Here is an 18,501-nt window from a genome sequence, read left to right on the forward strand (position 1 = left end):
ATACAGAAATATTGAATGCGAAAATATAAATGCAAAAAACGTTACAAAATCATCAGTAAAATTTTTATCAGAAAAATAATTCGGAATCCGAAAAAAATTGTAAAATATATCGGAAAATTAAAATATTTGGTAAAATGGTGGAACTTGAGTAAAAAAAGAGGGTGAAAGAATGAAGGTATTTCTTAAATTAGGTTGGTTTTTTAAAGAGCGAAAATACCAATACACAGTCGGACTTCTAATGCTTGTACTAGTAGCCATCCTGCAACTCGTGCCACCGAAAATTATTGGCTTTACTATTGATGAGATCGGAGCACGGACATTAACAAAAGCAGGCCTATTTAAATGGCTCGCTGTCATTATCGGTGTAGCAATTGCCATGTACATACTGCGTTACTATTGGCGTCAAATGATTTTTGGATCGTCTAACTTGTTGGCGCGAACATTACGCGAGAAGCTCCATCGCCATTTTACACAAATGTCTCCGTCATTTTATCAAAAAAATCGTGTCGGGGATTTAATGGCACATGCAACAAATGATATAAGTGCAGTACAGCAAACAGCTGGAGGCGGGGTTTTAACATTATTTGACTCGCTTACAACAGGGGGCTTTGTCATTTTGGCAATGGCAATCACGATTGACTGGCGTCTGACATTAATTGCACTCATTCCGATGCCGCTAGTAGCCTTATCGACGAGCTATTACGGCAAGCTTCTGCATGAGCGTTTCCGTCATGCCCAAGCTGCATTTTCCGATTTAAACGATAAAACTCAGGAAAGTATCAGCGGAATGAAAGTACTGAAAACGTTTGGTCAGCAACAGGAGGACGTTACGGATTTTACGAAGCTTTCCGATGAAGTTGTGGAAAAAAATATGCGTGTAGCAAAAGTCGATTCATTATTTGACCCAACAATCAGCTTTGTTGTCGGGTTAAGTTTCATGCTAAGCCTTGGATTCGGGACGAAATTTATTTTGGAAGATGCGATGACAGTCGGTGATTTAGTTACTTTTACGACGTATTTAAGTATTCTGATCTGGCCGATGCTGGCAATTGGAATGCTGTTCAATATTGTCGAGCGAGGCAGTGTTTCATATGACCGGATCGAACGCATTTTAAATACCCCGATTGAAATCGATGACAAGGTTGACGCAATTGAAGAAAATCCTTCAGGAGATCTTCTATTCAATGTCACTTCATTTACATTCCCTGGAGATGCGGCGCCGACATTACACGATGTGCATTTTGAGCTGAAACACGGCGAAACACTCGGAATCGTCGGTAAAACAGGTGCGGGGAAGACGTCGATCTTAAAGCTGTTGCTTCGTGAGTTTGAAGGATATGAAGGAACAATACAATTTGGTGAACACAATATAAATGACTATAAGAAAAGTTCTCTGCGTCAGGCGATTGGTTATGTACCGCAAGATCATTTTTTATTCTCGGCAACACTTTATTCCAATATTGCCTTTGCCAATCCACGTGCAAGCATGGTGGAAGTTCGTGCAGCGGCGGCACTTGCAAATATTGATGAAGACATTATGAGCTTTACAGATGGTTATGACACGATTGTCGGAGAACGAGGGGTATCCCTTTCAGGTGGACAGAAACAGCGTATTTCCATCGCTAGAGCATTACTTATGAAACCTGAACTGCTCATTTTGGATGATTCTTTATCTGCGGTTGATGCGCGGACAGAAGAAGCGATTTTGCATGCATTAAAAGAAGAGCGGAAAAATGCGACAACGATTATTACATCACACCGTTTAAGCGCAATCCAGCAGGCACATGTCATTATTGTTCTTGATGGAGGTACAATTATTGAAAAAGGTACCCATGAACAGTTAATGGCACTAGAAGGAAGCTATTATGAAATGTACCAGTTACAGCAACTTGAGCAGTTAGTGGAACAGGGGGGTGACCACGATGGCGAATGAGACGATCTCAAGTAAAGAACAGCGCCTCGTTTTAAAGCGCCTCTTTACGTATTTAAAGCCACATAAAAAGATATTGGCCATTGCGCTGTTTCTTCTTGTTTTAACCGTGCTCGGAGATATTATCGGTCCGTATTTGATCAAAGTCTATATCGACGACCATTTAATGATCGGCAATTTTGATATGACCCCAATCGTCACACTCGGGGTTGGGTACTTTATTATTCAGTTGCTGAACGTTATTATCACATATTATCAAAATATTAAATTCCAGGAGCTTGCACTAAAAGTTATTCAACAACTGCGAATTGATGTGTTTTCAAAAATTCACCGACTTGGCATGCGCTATTTTGATCAGGTTCCGGCTGGTTCAATCGTGTCCAGGGCAACAAATGATACGGAAGCTATTAAAGATATGTTCGTGTCGGTACTCATCAGCTTTGTACAGGCGGCGTTTTTAATTGTCGGGGTGTATTTTGCGATGTTTTTCCTAAATGCAAAGCTAGCATTTTACATGCTGCTTTTGCTGCCGGTCATTATGTACATCATTTGGCTCTACCGCAAAATGAGTTCGGTTGTGTATATGCGCATGCGGGAAAAACTGAGTGAGCTTAATGCGAAACTTTCTGAAACATTATCAGGAATGAGTATCGTGCAGGCTTTCCGTCAAGAACCTCGTTTCAATGACGAATTTGACCGTGTCAATGAAGAGCATTTCCAGTCAATGATGGCCAATACGAAAATGAACAGTCTTTTGCTTCGTCCGATTATTGACTTAGTGTACTTTACAGCAATCGTTATTTTACTGTTTTACTTTGGATGGACATCATTTGAAACAGCAGTGGAAGTCGGGGTTGTTTATGCGTTCATAACATATATGAACCGTTTCTTTGACCCGATCAATCAAGTAATGGAACGTCTCGCACTGTTCCAGCAAGCGATTGTAGCGGCATCCCGTGTATTTGAGCTGATAGATAATGAAGAGCTCGAGCCAGCACAGCAAAACAAGCCGGTTCAAGTTTCAAAAGGCCATATCGAATTTAAAAATGTGTCGTTTAGCTATGACGGCAAGCAAGACGTGCTTAAAAATATTTCGTTCACGGTCAATCCAGGGGAGACGGTTGCATTAGTTGGGCATACCGGCAGCGGAAAGAGTTCAATTATCAATCTCCTAATGCGTTTCTATGAGTTTAAGCGCGGTGAAATTTTAATTGACGGCCAGTCGATCAAAGATTACGAACAAAGGGAACTGCGAGAAAAAATGGGGCTTGTACTGCAAGATCCTTTCCTGTTTTACGGAACGATTGATTCGAACATTCGACTGTATAATGAAAATCTCACATTACAGAAGGTGAAGGAAGCGGCAGAGTTTGTGCAGGCAAATGATTTCATTGAATCGCTTCCGGATGGCTATGGAAGCCGTGTAACAGAACGAGGTTCAACGTTTTCAAGCGGTCAGCGCCAACTGGTGGCTTTTGCGAGGACAATTGCGACAAACCCGAAAATCCTTGTACTCGATGAAGCAACGGCAGCGATCGATACCGAAACGGAAGTCGGTATTCAGCAGTCATTGGAAAAAATGCGCAAAGGCCGTACAACGATCGCAATCGCCCACAGACTTTCAACAATTCAGGATGCCGAGCAAATATTAGTATTGCATAAAGGTGAGATCGTTGAACGTGGTACACACCAGCAACTCATCGCACAAAAAGGGTTATATCACAAAATGTACTTACTACAAAATGGTATAGTGGAATAATTTTAATGTCACTATTAAGCTACAATTATTTACTTCTCAAATATGGACATCTATAATGAGAGTATCAAAAATTAGAAGGTGCACCAATGTCAGAACTAAAGAAGGGCGTCTTATTAGCAATCGGCGCCTATTTAATGTGGGGAATCATTCCCCTGTACTGGAAGCAGCTGCAGCATGTGGGCAGTGTAGAAATATTAGTGGGACGTGTAATTTGGTCCTTTGTATTCACCGTTCTGTTTGTGTTGCTGATCCGTCAGTACAAACAGATGATAGCAGATATAAAAATGCTATGGAAAAATAAGAAACAGTTTTTTTTACTGTTCATAGCATCGGTTTTTGTTTCGCTCAATTGGGGAATTTTTATTTGGGCAGTAAACAATGGACATTTACTACAGACAAGTTTAGGTTATTATATTAATCCGCTTATATCCGTATTGTTCGGATTGATCTTTTTTAAAGAGAAAATTTCCCGGGCAACTGCAGTAGCCGTTATCATTGCGGCCATCGGGGTAGGGTATCAGGCGATATTAGGCGGAACGATTCCTTGGGTATCACTGGCGCTGGCGCTGACATTTGCTTTTTACGGTGTAATTAAAAAGCAGATTCCGCTCGATGCGACACGCGGACTCGCAATCGAAACATTGTTTGTTTTACCGATTGCCGTTGCGATATATATTTATTTAATGAATACGTCGGAAATTGCCTTTATGCATGTGGACTGGAAAACCAATCTATTATTAATGGGCGGCGGGATCGTGACGGCCGTGCCACTTGTACTATTTGCAAAAAGTGCGCAAAAAATTCCACTTTATTTATTGGGCTTTATTCAATTTTTGGCACCAACGATCAGCTTAATGCTCGGTATCTTTTTATACAAGGAGCCTTTTACACTGACAGAATTCATCACTTTCGTATGTATTTGGCTGGCAGTATTCATCTTTTCGGCATCCAAAGTGCTCGAAGCGAGAAAACAACATGCAACGTATAATAAAGAGAATGAAGTTAAAGTATAATCTAGCAATAAAAATGAAAAACGACCCATTTGCAACTTGCAAATGGTCGTTTTTTATTTATCCCATTAACATTAACGAACGCCTATCATATTTCCTCCAATACGGAAGTAATAATATATCCTCCGACATTATCACCCGATACTTTGATATTGTCTGATTCAAGTGTGTTAACAGATGTTTTGTTATCGGTATAATGCACGAAATAAGTTGTATTATCTAATTTCATTTTATAAAATTGCTTCTCTTTTAGATAAGCGATATATTCCTCAAAAACGAAGTCGTGCTGCTTCATCATCACGCTATGGGGCAAGCCTATGTATCGGAAATGCCAAGGTTCATACTCAATACCGGTAATGTCGACTTTGTGTTTAGGATAGCGTAGAATGTAGCCAAACTCCGCTGCATGTTCTTCCATCCATTTTCCTTCTGCAACATTCTCCATTTTGCCGATAGTCGAACCAATATCAATCGATAAGCCCGTCTGATGTTCACTATAGCCGGCTGGCAGGGCATAATCGGCACCGATTTGTTCAAAAAGCTGTTTCTGAAGTTTTCCGCTGCGATAGGCACTATTGATTATGAAATGCTCGATTCCATCCTTCGCTGCCGCATCAAATAATTGCTTGAGTGGTGCAATAGCCTGTTCTTCAAGAAAATACTCTGAATTGACGATTACATTTTCAGCAATATCATCTGGAATGGTGGCTAAGTTGCCTGGTTCATTCTGTAATGCGATGTCCCGGTTAACAAGGACAAGATCCCCGTTTGAGACGGAGTACGATGCTAGTGAAAGCTGCTGAGGTAAGTCGGGAGCACCAACTTGTTCAGTCGTAAAAAATTGAAAGCCAATAACGGCCAAAATCAGTATAAAAATAATCTTTTTCATTAAATAACGCTCCTTCAATCTAAGCATAGCAAATATAATGGAATTTTGAAGGTTAAATTGTGGAGATATTCCGAAGAACTAGGAAATTCGGTTGAGCTCCTCTTGAAATATTTCCATATGGAATTATAAACAAAAACAGAAACCGTCTCAAACATTAATGTTTGAGAGGTTTCTATCCATTTCTACTTAACTATATTATAAATATTAATTTTTGGATAATGGCGGGAATTCATTCTTAGTACAAACATTTTGTTTATTTTCTACTATCATCCAAACTAACGTAATACTTGCTGCAATGATTACCATTAAAAATCCGTATAGGGGAGTATTGTCCAGTGACTGATAATGTACAATTAAACCGCCGACATATGAACCGAGGAAAATCCCGATATTGAAAGCTGAAATATTTAAAGCGGAAGCCATTGCAGTAGCAGCTGGTACATATTTCTCGGATAGCTGAACGGCATACAGTTGTAAGCCTGGCACATTCATAAACATAAACAGACCCATTGCTAATACCATTATGAGCCCAATTACTTTGGAATCAAAAGAAAAGTATACACCAAGTAACGTTAACGCTAGTCCAATAAAGAAGATGAATATCGCACGCAATGGATTAATATTTGCAAAATGGCCACCGATTGTATTGCCAATAGCAACACAAATTCCGTATATAACTAATATTACGACAATCGCATGAGGAGAGTAGCCCATTTGATTTTCAAGAATAGGGGACACATATGTGTAAACAACAAATACGCCTCCGTAACCCATTGCTGTAATAAATAAAATTAACAGCATACGGAAATTGCTTAATACTTTTCCGATATCATTTAATGAAATCGGTTTACTTTTTGTTAAATTATTTGGTACAAGGAACGCATTGCTGATTAACCCAATTATGCCAATAACGACGATAAAAATGAATGATAGCCGCCAATCCGTTATTTGGCCAATAAATGTTCCTAAAGGTACTCCACTGACAGTTGCCAAAGTTAATCCTGTAAACATAAAAGCGATGGCACTTGCCCGTTTGTTAGGTGCCACAACGTCAGCAGCAATAACCGCCGCAATCGACATAAATACACCATGGGCAAAAGCAGAAATAATGCGTCCGATCAACAGTAAAGTAAACGTTGGTGCTATCGCTACCCATAAATTACCGACGATAAAAAGTACCATTACGAGCAGCAGCACCTTTTTACGGTCAAGCCGGGAAGTCAAAACCGTTAAAATTGGTGCTCCGATTGTAACGCCTAATGCATAGATTGATACTGTTAATCCTGCAGTACTTAAAGTAATACCAAACTCATTTGTGATAAGCGGGAGCAATCCAACGCTAATAAATTCTGTGGAACCGATACCAAACGAACTGATTGCTAACGCAAGAAGTGTTAATCTGGCGTTTGGTGTTTTTAATGTAGACATATTAAAATAACTCCTTTGATTTATTTTATAGGGTATAGTATTATTCATACATACAAAAAAGCATGTACAGTACTTTTAGTTACTTTTGATAATACGGGGGTTTCAAAATGAAAAAAGTTTATAATATTGGTGTCGAAGCAACACTCGAAGTCATTGGGGGTAAATGGAAACCAGTCATTCTATGTCACCTCAATCACCATGGTCAAATCCGGACGAATGAATTTCGCCGGTTAATTCCCGGCATTTCACAGAAAATGCTGACGTCCCAATTACGCGAACTTGAGCAATGCGGTTTAATTAATCGTAAGGTGTACAACCAAGTACCGCCGAAAGTGGAATATTCCTTAACCCCATATGGACACGAGATGGAGCCGGTGCTCAACTTACTTTGCACGTGGGGGGAGAAACATATCGATAAATTAAAAGAGAATGGTGAAGAAGTTCTTCTTATGCAGCGTGATGATGATATTGCTGAGCAAAAACTATCCTAATGAAAATAATGAAAGCCTCAAAAAACTTGAGGCTTTTTGTCTCTTCAAATCTTCCATTCAAATTAGAAATCAAAAACTACCGGATCCGGACCGACCCGTTTATCTAAATTCATCGCATTAATAATCTGCATTTCTTCATCAGTTAGACTAAAGTCAAAAATGTCGGCATTTTGCGCCATCCGCTCTTTACGAACGGATTTAGGAATCGTGATAACTCCATTTTGAATATCCCAACGTAAAATAACTTGTGAATTTGATTTTCCATACTTTTCGGCAATCTTTGCAATCGTCGGATCTTCGAGTAGATCGCCTTGCATTAATGGAGCCCAAGCTTCCAATTGAATATTGTGCTCTTTGCAAAATGCACGTAATGATTGTTGTTGTAAGCGCGGGTGAAACTCAACTTGGTTAATGACTGGTGTTACCCGAGCGTTTTTCATTAAATCCTGCAAATGCGAAATATTGAAATTGCAAACACCGATTGCTCTGATTTTACCTTTTATATACAGATCCTCTAAAGCACTCCAAGACTCGGCAAATTTATTTTTACCTGGCCAGTGGATTAAATATAGATCCAAATAGTCCAGCCCTAATTTTTCCAAGCTCTCTTCGTAAGCTGAAACAGTTTCCTCATAATTTAATCCGGCATTCCAAACTTTAGATGTGATGAATAAGTCCTCTCTATTTAAACCGGTAGAGGCCAGTGCTAATTTAATGCCCTCGCCAACACCCGCTTCGTTTCCGTAAATAGCGGCTGTATCAATGCTGCGGTAACCTAGCTCAATCGCATTTTTAACGATTTCTGCTGTTGTGTCGTTTTCCACCTGAAAGACGCCAAGGCCCATTGCTGGCATTTTTACCTCATTATTTAATTTGATTGTATCCTGTAAACTAGTAATCATTTATTGATCCTCCAATTGAATAAGTATTTCGTTGCTTTTTTATTATGGATTCAGTTAAAAATTAAAAAAAGTACGCACTTTTTCGTTTCATAGCAACGTGGAGGTTCCTATTGAGTCAAATCAACCGTTTGGAGAGTAAGTTTTTTTAGAAAAATAACATGGTGGGAAATAGAGGAGGGGGTGAATCACTTTTACTAGTAAAGAATTTTTGTTTTCTATCATATAAATACCTAATTAACCTTTAATAATGATAAGAAACAACTTATTAAATAATTCCAATATTAAAAATAATGAAGGAAAATTTTTATTATAAAATACACAAAAATACGCTAAATACATAAAAACAAAATTTTTTTAAATAATAAAATAACAGAATATTCTTGAATTAAGTTTTCCGGTCGTTTATTTCCGTTTTCTAATTGTAACAAACGAATCTTTGTGCTATCGTTGCTTATTGAATGGTATGTGAAAGTTTTTACAATCGGTATAAAATTTTCGAAAAAAAATAATATTAAGTGATGGCAAAGGAGAGTTATTATGTCAGAAATGAATAATCAGCAGGTAGAAAAAATGGCTGTTACACAAGAGCAATTAGATGTATTAGACCAGTTACTAAAGCCAGAGGTACAAGCTTCATTAACTACTTTAGTAGATAACTTACCGAAATTGGCTGAGATGACTACATTATTAACAAAAGCATATGATTTCGCGACGAGTGTTGCAACTGACGAGACATTAAAAAATGATACAGTTGCTGCTGTAACAGAAATGGCTAGTCCAGTCGTTGGTACTGCAAAATCATTGGCACAAACAGCGATCGAAGCAAAAGACCGTGCTGAAGTTAACAATGAAACAGTAGGCGTATTCGGTTTATTAAAAATGTTAAAAGACCCACAAGTTCAAGGGGCATTACGTTTTGCTAATGCATTTTTACAAGTAGCATCTGAACGTAAACAAATGAAATAATTTGTATAATCTAATTTTATTGGAGGATTTTTAATATGGTAACTAAAGAAATCGTTATTTTAGGTGCTGGATTTGCTGGTGTATTAGCAGCACAAACAGCTCGTAAATATTTAAATAAAGACGAAGCGCGTATTACAGTTGTAAACCAATTCCCTACACATCAAATCATTACTGAATTACACCGTTTAGCTGGCGGTACAATTGCTGAAGGTGCTGTAGCATTGCCACTTGAAAAGATTTTCAAAGGTTATGACATCAACTTGGAAATCGCAAAAGTAAACAGCTTTGACGTTGAAAGCAAAAATGTAGTACTTTCAAACGGCAAAACATTACAATACGATACATTAGTTGTTGCTCTAGGTAGCCAAACTGGTTTCTTCGGAATCCCAGGTTTAGAGGAAAACTCTTTCGTATTAAAATCAGTTGATGAAGCTAATGCAATTCGCGAGCATATCGAAGCACGCATTAAAGCATATGCAACAACAAAAGACGAAGCAGATGCGACAATCGTTATCGGCGGTGGCGGTTTAACAGGCGTTGAGCTTGTTGGTGAAATCGTAGACCACTTCCCTAAAGTTGCGGCGAAATACGGTGTTAAATTTGAAGATCTTAAAATCAAACTAGTTGAAGCAGGTCCAAAAATCTTACCGGTATTCCCAGAAAACTTAATCGATCGTGCAACTCAGTCATTATCTAAACGCGGTGTAGAATTCATTACATCAACACCTGTTACTGGCGTTGAAGGCAATGTTATTCAATTAAAAGACCGTGAGCCAATCGTTGCAAACACATTAGTGTGGACAGGTGGAGTTGCTCCACTTCCATTAGTAGCAGAATCAGGTTTAGCTGCAGATCGCGGTAAAGCAACAATCAATGACTTCTTACAATCTACTTCACATCCTGAAGTATTTGTTATTGGTGATGCTTCAGCACATATTCCAAACCCAGGTGACCGTCCAACCTATGCGCCAACTGCTCAAGTAGCATGGCAGCAAGGTGAAATTGCTGGTTACAACATTTTTGCACAAATTAAAGGTGCTGACCTTAAAGAATTCAAATTTACTAACTCAGGTACTTTAGGTTCTTTAGGCCGCAAAGACGGTATTGCTACAGTTGGGGCAAACAATACTCAATTAGTAGGTTTACCAGCTTCATTAATGAAAGAAGCTTCAAATATCCGCTATATGACTCATATTAAAGCGTTATTTGGCCTAGCATATTAATTAATATAGACATACCCGAAAGTCACATTCTTTCGGGTATGTCTTTTTATTTCTCCAAAAAACAACAAATTTTAACAAAAAACTATTATAATGGTAGTAAATGTCGAGAAAGAGGTGTGAAGATGAAAGATTTTGATACATCAAATTCTTTGTTTATTTTAAATGAACAGCAGCTCGAACAATTAATCCAGCTCGAACACTACGACTATTTCTTTCATTTAATCCGCCATGATTTTGCGCAATTATCTTTCGCGAAATACATTGTAAGCGATGTTTGGGTTTACTTTTATTTTGAAGAAGAGCCGGTCATCAATTCAGAGCATGCACTCATTTTTCTGCTTCGTAATTTTATATTGAATGAAGTACTAATAAGTTCGAAATTTAAACGACTGAAAAAAGCCACGGTTGGGTCGTATACTAAAGCTTTAATGGCTTCGGTAATGACCGTCAATCTATTTTTGGATTATTTGCGTGAAGTACTCGGGATATTACCAAAAGAACAATATGATTTATATATGAAGTTTGAAAACAGCTCGAAGCAATTATTTCATGATCGCTTCTATGAATACGAACATTATCCAAAAAAACTCGTCCAAATCGAAACAAAAATTATAAAGAGTTTACGTGATTACCTGGCAGACAACGAAACGAAATATGCTGACAGTAAATATAAAGTCATTCGTTTTATGGATCAATTTTCAATTATTAAACGAGAGCTGTACGAACCGTTATCTTTGAAAAATTAGGAGGTGGATATAACGATGGGGAAGCAACTTAAGTCATTGCAACTTGATCATTATCGTTCACAAACATTTTCATCAATCGATGCACATTATGAGGCATATATAGCAATGTTAGAAACATTAGTAGTAGAGGGAAATATTGAAAAGGTGAATGCCTTCCTTCGTTTTGATAGCGAGCCTTTTATATTAGCCAATAGCAATATGAGAATTTTACAATTGTTATTGGACACTGAACAGCATATAAAAGAGAACTTAAAAGAGTGTTTAGCAAGCCTCTATTTGGTCATTGGACATTGCTATTATTTCAGTATTGATTTTGAACAGGCAAAAAAATATTACAGACTGGCGAGCAGTTTCGCATTGGAGGATGAAAATTTTTCATTACTGTCACTTGCGATGAATAATTATTATGCAACACAAATGGATGAATTACCAAAAGATATCTTTTGGGATATTAGCAAGATTCCAGCTGTTTTTTTAAAGATGGGGAACCCGGAAGATGAGAGGTTTTTGCTCGTCCGTTTTATCACTCATATTGAATTGTCCCTGCAGATTGGTAAAGTGGAGTATGCGAAAAAGTTATTTAATGACTATTTTGAAGAGTACCCATTCGAAAAGTTTTCTCGTATAGATTTGCATGTCCGTGTACTAAGGGGAAAAATTCTTTTTGAAAATGACCGATTTGAATGTGCAATAGAAGTACTTCATGAGGTGCTCCTTCTTTGTATGAAAGCCAACAGCCATAAGGATTTAGTGCAGGAGTGCTATAAATATATTACCCAATCATATAAGCTGATAAATGAAGAAACTCTTCTAAAAAAGATGGAGCAGTACCAAGCGCGTTTTTACCGCAAAATTGAAACAGATAAACGCTATATGGAAAAATATATTAAAACGTCAATAACCAACGAATTTGAATTGGATAAAAGTTTTATATCGCCATTACAGCAGTTTCAGCTCGCGGGTACATATCTATTAAAATCGACAAAAGATGCAGGGTTTACGCTCGTACTAGTTGATTGTAAAGTGGTGGAGTCTGAAAAAGAGAAGTTAAATGAAATCATCCATTTAATCAATCTAGAAATGATGAAAGAGATGAAAGAGGTCATCATAACGAGTACACGCCTTGATGAATCTACAATCGGCTATATTATTCAGCTATCTGAAAAATGTACCGATACATTGTGCGCAAAGGTCTTCTATAAAATCCGTGAACATTACCCGAAAAACGAAAGCGTACTGGAGGCCATCTATTTTGCATCGGTAAATAATAAAGAAAATAATTTACCGAGCTACCAAAAATGCCTTGATTTAGCATATGCGTATATTTATTATGAAATTTACAAATAAGATTTAACTGTAAAATACGAAATATTCTAAAAATTACTTTCGTATTTGAAGGACTACCTTTAAAATAAGAGTAGAACATCAAGGAGGTAATGCCATGTTAGTGAAACAAAGATATGTAAAGAAAAAAGATGTAAGTTATGTGAAAGAGACGGATCCTATCAAAGACGTTCTCGGTCAGTTAAATGACAACGGCTACAGATGCATCCCTGTATTGGATGAAGCGGGGGAAAAATTCGTCGGAAATATTTATAAAGTCCAAGTACTCGAATATAAATTAAAAGAAGGCGACATGAAAGCCCCGGTTAAAGCACTTACTGAAGAACCGGATGCTTTCGTCCACGAAAACAGTTCATTTTTTGAAGTATTCCATTCAATTAAACAATTGCCTTATTTGGCCGTTGTTGACACGAAAGGGAACTTTGCCGGTATTTTACCTCATTCTAAAGTATTTGAGTTGCTGGAAGAGGCGTGGGGCTACCGTACAGGAAGCTGTGCCATTACAATTGCATTGCCGGACACAGACGGTATCTTAATTAGAGTTCTGACTGCGGTTAAAAAGGTGTGGCCACTGCATTGTGTGTTCTCTCTTGATGATGATACGACTTATTTACGTCGAGTGATTATTACTCTGGCAAAAGGTGCGAAACAATCGACAGTGGACGAGCTGGAGGCAGCCATCTTAAAACAGGGTGCCCGTATTATTGATTTGGAAGTATTTGATAAAGAAAATTTTTAGTTATAAAGCGATTCGTTCAATAGAGCGAATCGCTTTTTCTTTTAATAATTGTGTACTAATACAGAAATCGATAAAATTAAGAGGGATTTGCTAATTTATATAGAAATGTATGTAAAAAGGGGATTTTCTGAAAGGAGAACAATAATGTTTATCCAAATAAACGAGGAAAAAATAGAGTTCACTAAAATCGAGATAATTGTACTAGAACAGGGAATTGCCGACTTATACGAGAGTTTTGATAAAAAGACGCTTGGCGAACTTGCGAAACAAAAGAAATATGAGCACTTATATGACTTTGTTAACGAACAAGCACACTTAAAGGATAAGCCGGCAGGGGCAGCAATAAAGGCGCTAAAAAAAGAAGGGAATCATTTTTACAGGCAGTTTTTGAATAACTACGGTGATCTTATATATTCTCGCTTTGTCGTCAGTGGTGAAGAGCATTTATTGAAGAAACGGGGTGTGTATACAATTATTGCGAACAATGAACTGAAATTTTGCGGTGTATGTGCAAGAACATTTAAAGAGCGTTTTAATCAGCATATTGGCAGTATATATGCAAAAGGCTGCTATCGGGATGGAACATCTACTCATTGCCATGTTAACGCAAAGATAACACAGCTTTTGCCTGCGAGCGATGTACATTTTGCAATCTATCCAATGGAGAACGAAAAAGCGATGAATAAATTGAAGAATGCGATTGTGAAGCGCTTCGAACCTGAATGGAATTTACGGTCCAACAGAGAAGTTTTCGAATTATCTTCGTTATCGTTATAAATAATTCTGCCTTAATCTTTATAGATAAAGGCAGAATTTTTCATTTTACTACATTTTTCCGGTTTCATTTTCGACAAAAAAAGGGAATAGTAAGTGAAAAAAGTAGGTGATGATCATGCAGGCAGCATTAAAACATTACAGGCAAACACACAGCGAATATAAATGGCTGCATTTTTTGGCGGCTGTCGTATTAGTATTTACATCCGTATTCTGGTTCGTACTTCCATACTTCATGATTAATTACGGAAAATATACGACAAACGTATTCCAGCAATCTTTGTTGTTGATTGCCCTGTATACGGTACCTTCCATCGTTGTAACATTGCATTGCTGGTTTATTAACTTTAAAGCAGCACTTCGATGGAAAAAAAGCTATCCTAAGGAATGTGTATGGCGCTGGTCGCTAAAATTCCAACTAATTACTATTTCAATAGTGGTCTTGTTTACCTCGGTTATTTATTCCAGTCTTTTTATTATTGATATGATTCGATAATAAAATCACCCCTCCTTTCTCAAATGTGCGATAGAGCCCTTCCATGTATAAAGAAGGAGCATTTATTTTCAAATACAAATAACGCGGCACTTTCGCACATTTATCTTTTACCTTACCCACAAATCACTGACAAAAAATATTCATTTAAAAAAGCAAGTAATGTATGGGGAAATTTGGTACGATGAAGGTATCAATGTTAAGGAGAATGAAGCAGCATGAATACAGATTTAAATGTCCTTTTAGCGTTCGGTGCCGGGTTTTTAAGTTTTATTTCACCATGTACGCTACCGCTATATCCTGCATTTTTATCCTATATAACCGGGATGACACTCGATGAGCTGAAAACCGAAAAAGGGATGATGCAAAAACGCGCAATTTTACATACTTTATTTTTTCTGCTTGGGTTTTCGATTATATTTATCGCTATCGGATTTGGAACATCATTAGCGAAAGATTTCTTTTTCCAGTACCAGGATTTACTGCGTCAAGTCGGCGCTATTTTAATTGTCGCATTCGGTTTAATGATTGTTGGTCTTCTGCAGATTGACTTTTTAATGAAAGACCGCAAGTTCCAGTTCAAAAACCGACCATCCGGTTATTTCGGCTCGGTGCTGATCGGTCTAGCTTTTGCAGCTGGATGGACTCCTTGTACAGGTCCGATACTGGCAGCGATTATTACGCTTGGCGGTACGAACCCTGATTCGGCAATGTTGTATATGGTCGCATATTACTTAGGCTTTGCAATCCCATTCTTTACATTATCATTCTTCATTTCACGAATGAACTGGATTCGCACACATAGCCAAAAAATCATAGTAGTTGGCGGCTATATTATGATCGCGGTCGGCATTTTATTGTTCTTTGACGGATTGACTTACATTATTAATCTTCTCTTGCCGATTTTCGATGGTTTTAAAGGATTCTAACAGTTCCCTGCTTATTCAGACCGTGCTATACTAAGGGAAGTAACATAAGTGAAAAAGTGTGCATGATCCATATTATCTTGTTTACACGATAATTTTACATACGTTCATGCAAGAGGAGGAATATGATGTTCGACAGTATACCTTCTCACTATTTATTAATTGGTTCGACGATTATGGCAGTCATAATGGGCTCTTTTGTTATGTTCATAAGACTGCGTGCACAAAAAAAGCCGGTATCCACGAAAAAAATACTCATTCCGCCTTTTGCGATGTCAACAGGCGCGCTGATGTTTATTTTTGAGGAGTTTCGTGTAGCGCCAATTCAAATAGTAGAAGCGGCCGCACTAGGCTTGTTATTTTCATCTGTATTAATCTTAACGTCGAAGTTCGAAGTGCGAGACGGCGCAATTTATATGAAGCAATCTAAAGCATTTCCATTCATATTAGTGGGATTATTAGTACTACGTATTATTTTAAAATTAATATTTGCCGAAACATTCGATGTCGGTGAACTTGCCGGTATGTTCTTCATCTTGGCGTTCTCGATGATTTTGCCGTGGCGAATCGGTATGCTTATTAAATATAAGAAGCTTGAAAAATCGCATATTGTCGCATAGAAAAGACTGTCTCTAAAAGTTTTATACTTTTAAAGACAGTCTTATTTTCGTCTATGCCTCAAATAAATGGTCATAATTCGTTGTATCAATTTTCATTTCATCGAGTTTTTTACGTAAAAACTTATGGTCGCGTTTTGGCGAAGCAATAATATAGCCACGAATAATTAAGTCCAAATCGATTTTTGAGGCACGCTCATTCAGTGCAATTTCACCGATTTTACCGGCAATCTTTTCTTTGGCAACTTGGCGGAATAGCTCTGGTACAGGACTGACAAGCTCGGTAAGTAATTGTTTTTCATCTTCACCCCAAAGATGAATCGTTTTATCTAAGTATATGTTTTGCCAATCTAGATCCGATTTTCCGTCCTGTTTCGGCAGGGCCTTCAAAAACTTGCGGAACATAAAAAAGCCGCCAATCCCCATAAGCGAAATCAATACTACAACCCAAAATAAAATAAACCATAAAAACCAGCCATCTAAGCCCACAATGTTCACCTCATTACTAAATATTGTTTATGAAATTCCTTCTACTAAACTACTGGTGATAAACCTCATTATTGTCTATTATATAAGGTTTTGTAAAATTTTTCATCGTCATTGTCCCTTTTTTCGGTAAATCATGACATATATAGGGCAAGGAGGTGATAAACATGAACGAATTCGGATTTTTATCTGCAACATTGACAGTATTTTATCAGACAGGCCTTGATGAATTTAATGAGCCGATTATTAAAAGTTCCACATTCCGTAACTTGGAAAGAAATGCGACAGCTCAGCAACTATACACTGTTGCAACAACAATCGTCGGCTTAACAGATTACAATTATATTGAATCTGTGAAAACGCAAAAAGACAGTATTACCGCTTAATTAACATTATCATTGAATTGGAGGTGATCACATGGCGCAAGTTTTACAATTAACATTTGCCAACATTGCAGGGGATACGATGACGATTAATATTAATGATCCGAAGCCGAATTTAACTGAGGCTGAAGTGAATGCTGCGATGCAAACAATTATTGATCAGGCAGTGTTTTCGAAGGACGGATTTTTGTACAATGTGAAAAAATCAGCTCGCATCGTTGAACGTAATGTCACAGCAATCGAACTGAATAGCTAATAGCAAGGCCGGTGAAGTGTGATGCTTTGCCGGCCTTTTCAAATGAAAAAAGGAGGGATTTTAATGGAACAGTGGATAGCAATTCTTCAAGAAGTAACATTTCCAATCTTTATATCTTTTTATTTACTGTATCGGATAGAAACAAAACTTGAAGCGATTCATACAGCACTCGTATCATTACATCATCCTGCAGACAGAGCATGAAAAACTCTTCACAATGTTGACACACTTCCTTTCTTCCGATAACTATTGAGAATATACTAAATATTGGGTAAGATGAGAGTAATGTTCAAAGAGTGGAGAGAGAGAAATGAAAACGAAAAAAATAGTATTCGCACTTATGCTCTTGGCAGCAACAGTTCTCACTGCATGCAGCAATTATCAGTTTAAACCGACGACCAACTTTGAAATTAGCGGGTTTACGATGACCGATCACCGTAACAAAGAGGTGACACTGGAAAGCCTAAAAGGGGAACCATGGCTGGCAATGTTCATCTTCACAAGCTGTACAACCATTTGCTCGCCAATGACAATGAATATGACCCGAGTACAAGACCACCTTGAGAAAAAAGGGCTGGAAAATTATAAAATTGTCGCGTTTTCAGTAGATCCGGACTACGACACACCGGAGCGTTTAACAGAATATTTATCGCGCCATAAACCGGTAGATGAATCAAAATGGCATATGCTGACAGGGTACGATCAAAAATTTATCGAGCAGTTTGGCAGAAACTCATTTAAAACACCTGTTCAGTCAATTGAAGGAAACGACCAAGTTATCCACGCTGATACATTTTTCCTAGTGGATGAAAAAGGAATTGCCGTGAAAAACTATTCAGGTTATGGCACAGGAGAAGATGGTGTTCCATATGAAACGATTGCTAGTGATATGGAGGCACTCATTGACGAGCGTCTAAAACAATAGTGAAATGTAAGATTAACTTGCGAAAAAAGTGTAGCTGCTTTTTAAGCAAGTTTTTTTGTGGAGTGAGGGCTTTTCTAATAAAATTGAAATTGTGCTAATAAAACTACAAATTTTCTAATAAGTTGCGGATCTTCTAACAAAGGAACTGGATATGCTTGATATGCTAATATCAGTTCTTGATTAGCAAATAAGCACGCCAACTTTTCTAATATCA

Annotated in this window: 21 protein-coding genes; 17 read left to right on the forward strand and 4 right to left on the reverse strand. The window is 37.7% G+C overall.

All coding sequences use genetic code 11. From position 1 onward, the window contains the following. Positions 1-169 precede the first annotated feature (169 nt). From M3166_RS04225 to rarD, 3 genes are all read left to right on the forward strand, one after another. Positions 170-1,933 (forward strand): ABC transporter ATP-binding protein, encoded by a 1,764-nt coding sequence (locus M3166_RS04225; protein WP_251687618.1) that lies wholly within the window; start codon positions 170-172, stop codon positions 1,931-1,933. Continuing rightward, positions 1,923-3,689, forward strand: coding sequence for an ABC transporter ATP-binding protein (locus M3166_RS04230; protein ID WP_251687621.1), 1,767 nt, complete (start codon positions 1,923-1,925; stop codon positions 3,687-3,689). Before M3166_RS04225 ends, M3166_RS04230 begins: the two co-directional genes overlap by 11 nt. An 86-nt stretch (positions 3,690-3,775) precedes the next feature. Further along, a complete protein-coding gene (gene rarD / locus M3166_RS04235) occupies positions 3,776-4,702 on the forward strand; it encodes an EamA family transporter RarD (protein ID WP_251687623.1) in 927 nt (308 codons plus the stop codon). Positions 4,703-4,787: 85 nt separating this feature from the next. Here rarD and M3166_RS04240 read toward each other — a convergent pair whose 3' ends face one another. Together M3166_RS04240 and M3166_RS04245 are read right to left on the reverse strand one after the other, a co-directional pair. Next, positions 4,788-5,588 (reverse strand): M15 family metallopeptidase, encoded by an 801-nt coding sequence (locus tag M3166_RS04240; protein WP_251687625.1) that lies wholly within the window; start codon positions 5,586-5,588, stop codon positions 4,788-4,790. A gap of 204 nt (positions 5,589-5,792) precedes the next feature. After that, the gene (locus M3166_RS04245; RefSeq protein WP_251687629.1) at positions 5,793-7,016 is read right to left on the reverse strand and encodes an MFS transporter; all 1,224 of its coding nucleotides are present in this window, start codon (positions 7,014-7,016) and stop codon (positions 5,793-5,795) included. A 107-nt stretch (positions 7,017-7,123) separates the two neighbouring features. On the opposite strand from M3166_RS04245, the gene M3166_RS04250 reads away from it, so the two are divergent. Further along, positions 7,124-7,507, forward strand: a complete 384-nt coding sequence (locus M3166_RS04250) for a winged helix-turn-helix transcriptional regulator (RefSeq protein ID WP_251687630.1) — start codon at positions 7,124-7,126, stop codon at positions 7,505-7,507. A 62-nt stretch (positions 7,508-7,569) separates the two neighbouring features. Here M3166_RS04250 and M3166_RS04255 read toward each other — a convergent pair whose 3' ends face one another. Beyond that, a complete protein-coding gene (locus M3166_RS04255; protein WP_251687631.1) occupies positions 7,570-8,409 on the reverse strand; it encodes an aldo/keto reductase in 840 nt (279 codons plus the stop codon). A gap of 537 nt (positions 8,410-8,946) precedes the next feature. On the opposite strand from M3166_RS04255, the gene M3166_RS04260 reads away from it, so the two are divergent. The 9 genes from M3166_RS04260 to M3166_RS04300 all read left to right on the forward strand — a co-directional run bounded on the left by M3166_RS04260 (position 8,947) and on the right by M3166_RS04300 (position 16,240). Then, positions 8,947-9,375: a DUF1641 domain-containing protein gene (locus M3166_RS04260; RefSeq protein ID WP_251687634.1), complete on the forward strand. Its 429-nt coding sequence runs from the start codon at positions 8,947-8,949 to the stop codon at positions 9,373-9,375. A gap of 35 nt (positions 9,376-9,410) precedes the next feature. After that, positions 9,411-10,598 (forward strand): NAD(P)/FAD-dependent oxidoreductase, encoded by a 1,188-nt coding sequence (locus M3166_RS04265; protein ID WP_251687636.1) that lies wholly within the window; start codon positions 9,411-9,413, stop codon positions 10,596-10,598. A gap of 122 nt (positions 10,599-10,720) precedes the next feature. Further along, complete coding sequence (locus M3166_RS04270; protein ID WP_251687638.1) at positions 10,721-11,344, forward strand: serine protease; 624 nt, start codon at positions 10,721-10,723, stop codon at positions 11,342-11,344. Positions 11,345-11,359: 15 nt separating this feature from the next. Then, a complete protein-coding gene (locus tag M3166_RS04275) occupies positions 11,360-12,691 on the forward strand; it encodes a dehydrogenase (RefSeq protein WP_251687640.1) in 1,332 nt (443 codons plus the stop codon). Positions 12,692-12,785: 94 nt separating this feature from the next. Next, a complete protein-coding gene (gene cbpA, locus M3166_RS04280; RefSeq protein WP_251687642.1) occupies positions 12,786-13,427 on the forward strand; it encodes a cyclic di-AMP binding protein CbpA in 642 nt (213 codons plus the stop codon). Between the two features lie 144 nt (positions 13,428-13,571). Then, entirely contained in the window at positions 13,572-14,204 is a 633-nt protein-coding gene (locus M3166_RS04285) for a hypothetical protein (RefSeq protein ID WP_251687644.1), read from the forward strand. A 115-nt stretch (positions 14,205-14,319) separates the two neighbouring features. Continuing rightward, entirely contained in the window at positions 14,320-14,697 is a 378-nt protein-coding gene (locus M3166_RS04290; protein WP_251687646.1) for a hypothetical protein, read from the forward strand. 215 nt (positions 14,698-14,912) lie between these two features. Beyond that, positions 14,913-15,623 carry a cytochrome c biogenesis CcdA family protein gene (locus tag M3166_RS04295; protein WP_251687648.1) on the forward strand — a complete coding sequence of 237 codons (711 nt, stop codon included), beginning with the start codon at positions 14,913-14,915 and terminating at the stop codon, positions 15,621-15,623. Positions 15,624-15,748: 125 nt separating this feature from the next. Further along, a complete protein-coding gene (locus M3166_RS04300) occupies positions 15,749-16,240 on the forward strand; it encodes a CcdC family protein (protein ID WP_079527013.1) in 492 nt (163 codons plus the stop codon). Positions 16,241-16,291: 51 nt separating this feature from the next. Here the strand turns inward: M3166_RS04300 and M3166_RS04305 are convergent, their stop codons facing one another. Next, on the reverse strand, positions 16,292-16,726 hold the full coding sequence (locus tag M3166_RS04305; RefSeq protein WP_413078878.1) for a DUF2621 domain-containing protein: 435 nt from the start codon (positions 16,724-16,726) through the stop codon (positions 16,292-16,294). Positions 16,727-16,890: 164 nt separating this feature from the next. Between M3166_RS04305 and M3166_RS04310 the strand changes: the two genes are divergently transcribed. The 4 genes from M3166_RS04310 to M3166_RS04325 all read left to right on the forward strand — a co-directional run bounded on the left by M3166_RS04310 (position 16,891) and on the right by M3166_RS04325 (position 18,287). Next, positions 16,891-17,109, forward strand: a complete 219-nt coding sequence (locus M3166_RS04310; protein WP_251687650.1) for a DUF1659 domain-containing protein — start codon at positions 16,891-16,893, stop codon at positions 17,107-17,109. Between the two features lie 31 nt (positions 17,110-17,140). Continuing rightward, positions 17,141-17,362 carry a DUF2922 domain-containing protein gene (locus M3166_RS04315; RefSeq protein WP_251687653.1) on the forward strand — a complete coding sequence of 74 codons (222 nt, stop codon included), beginning with the start codon at positions 17,141-17,143 and terminating at the stop codon, positions 17,360-17,362. 63 nt (positions 17,363-17,425) lie between these two features. After that, positions 17,426-17,566 (forward strand): YvrJ family protein, encoded by a 141-nt coding sequence (locus M3166_RS04320; protein ID WP_251687655.1) that lies wholly within the window; start codon positions 17,426-17,428, stop codon positions 17,564-17,566. A gap of 106 nt (positions 17,567-17,672) precedes the next feature. Then, the gene (locus M3166_RS04325) at positions 17,673-18,287 is read left to right on the forward strand and encodes an SCO family protein (protein ID WP_251687656.1); all 615 of its coding nucleotides are present in this window, start codon (positions 17,673-17,675) and stop codon (positions 18,285-18,287) included. Positions 18,288-18,501: the final 214 nt, after the last annotated feature.

This window comes from Solibacillus isronensis, from assembly GCF_023715405.1.
Classification (GTDB): Bacteria; Bacillota; Bacilli; order Bacillales_A; family Planococcaceae; genus Solibacillus; species Solibacillus isronensis_B.

What these genes read in the sequence shown, in the direction of transcription:
- M3166_RS04250 (WP_251687630.1), top strand. Translation starts at nt 7,124, where the DNA reads ATGAAAAAAGTTTATAATATTGGTGTCGAAGCAACACTCGAAGTCATT.
- M3166_RS04240 (WP_251687625.1), bottom strand. Translation starts at nt 5,588, where the DNA reads ATGAAAAAGATTATTTTTATACTGATTTTGGCCGTTATTGGCTTTCAA.
- M3166_RS04295 (WP_251687648.1), top strand. Translation starts at nt 14,913, where the DNA reads ATGAATACAGATTTAAATGTCCTTTTAGCGTTCGGTGCCGGGTTTTTA.
- M3166_RS04255 (WP_251687631.1), bottom strand. Translation starts at nt 8,409, where the DNA reads ATGATTACTAGTTTACAGGATACAATCAAATTAAATAATGAGGTAAAA.
- rarD (WP_251687623.1), top strand. Translation starts at nt 3,776, where the DNA reads ATGTCAGAACTAAAGAAGGGCGTCTTATTAGCAATCGGCGCCTATTTA.
- cbpA (WP_251687642.1), top strand. Translation starts at nt 12,786, where the DNA reads ATGTTAGTGAAACAAAGATATGTAAAGAAAAAAGATGTAAGTTATGTG.
- M3166_RS04225 (WP_251687618.1), top strand. Translation starts at nt 170, where the DNA reads ATGAAGGTATTTCTTAAATTAGGTTGGTTTTTTAAAGAGCGAAAATAC.
- M3166_RS04275 (WP_251687640.1), top strand. Translation starts at nt 11,360, where the DNA reads ATGGGGAAGCAACTTAAGTCATTGCAACTTGATCATTATCGTTCACAA.
- M3166_RS04285 (WP_251687644.1), top strand. Translation starts at nt 13,572, where the DNA reads ATGTTTATCCAAATAAACGAGGAAAAAATAGAGTTCACTAAAATCGAG.
- M3166_RS04270 (WP_251687638.1), top strand. Translation starts at nt 10,721, where the DNA reads ATGAAAGATTTTGATACATCAAATTCTTTGTTTATTTTAAATGAACAG.
- M3166_RS04325 (WP_251687656.1), top strand. Translation starts at nt 17,673, where the DNA reads ATGAAAACGAAAAAAATAGTATTCGCACTTATGCTCTTGGCAGCAACA.
- M3166_RS04300 (WP_079527013.1), top strand. Translation starts at nt 15,749, where the DNA reads ATGTTCGACAGTATACCTTCTCACTATTTATTAATTGGTTCGACGATT.
- M3166_RS04320 (WP_251687655.1), top strand. Translation starts at nt 17,426, where the DNA reads ATGGAACAGTGGATAGCAATTCTTCAAGAAGTAACATTTCCAATCTTT.
- M3166_RS04310 (WP_251687650.1), top strand. Translation starts at nt 16,891, where the DNA reads ATGAACGAATTCGGATTTTTATCTGCAACATTGACAGTATTTTATCAG.
- M3166_RS04290 (WP_251687646.1), top strand. Translation starts at nt 14,320, where the DNA reads ATGCAGGCAGCATTAAAACATTACAGGCAAACACACAGCGAATATAAA.
- M3166_RS04245 (WP_251687629.1), bottom strand. Translation starts at nt 7,016, where the DNA reads ATGTCTACATTAAAAACACCAAACGCCAGATTAACACTTCTTGCGTTA.
- M3166_RS04260 (WP_251687634.1), top strand. Translation starts at nt 8,947, where the DNA reads ATGTCAGAAATGAATAATCAGCAGGTAGAAAAAATGGCTGTTACACAA.
- M3166_RS04315 (WP_251687653.1), top strand. Translation starts at nt 17,141, where the DNA reads ATGGCGCAAGTTTTACAATTAACATTTGCCAACATTGCAGGGGATACG.
- M3166_RS04230 (WP_251687621.1), top strand. Translation starts at nt 1,923, where the DNA reads ATGGCGAATGAGACGATCTCAAGTAAAGAACAGCGCCTCGTTTTAAAG.
- M3166_RS04265 (WP_251687636.1), top strand. Translation starts at nt 9,411, where the DNA reads ATGGTAACTAAAGAAATCGTTATTTTAGGTGCTGGATTTGCTGGTGTA.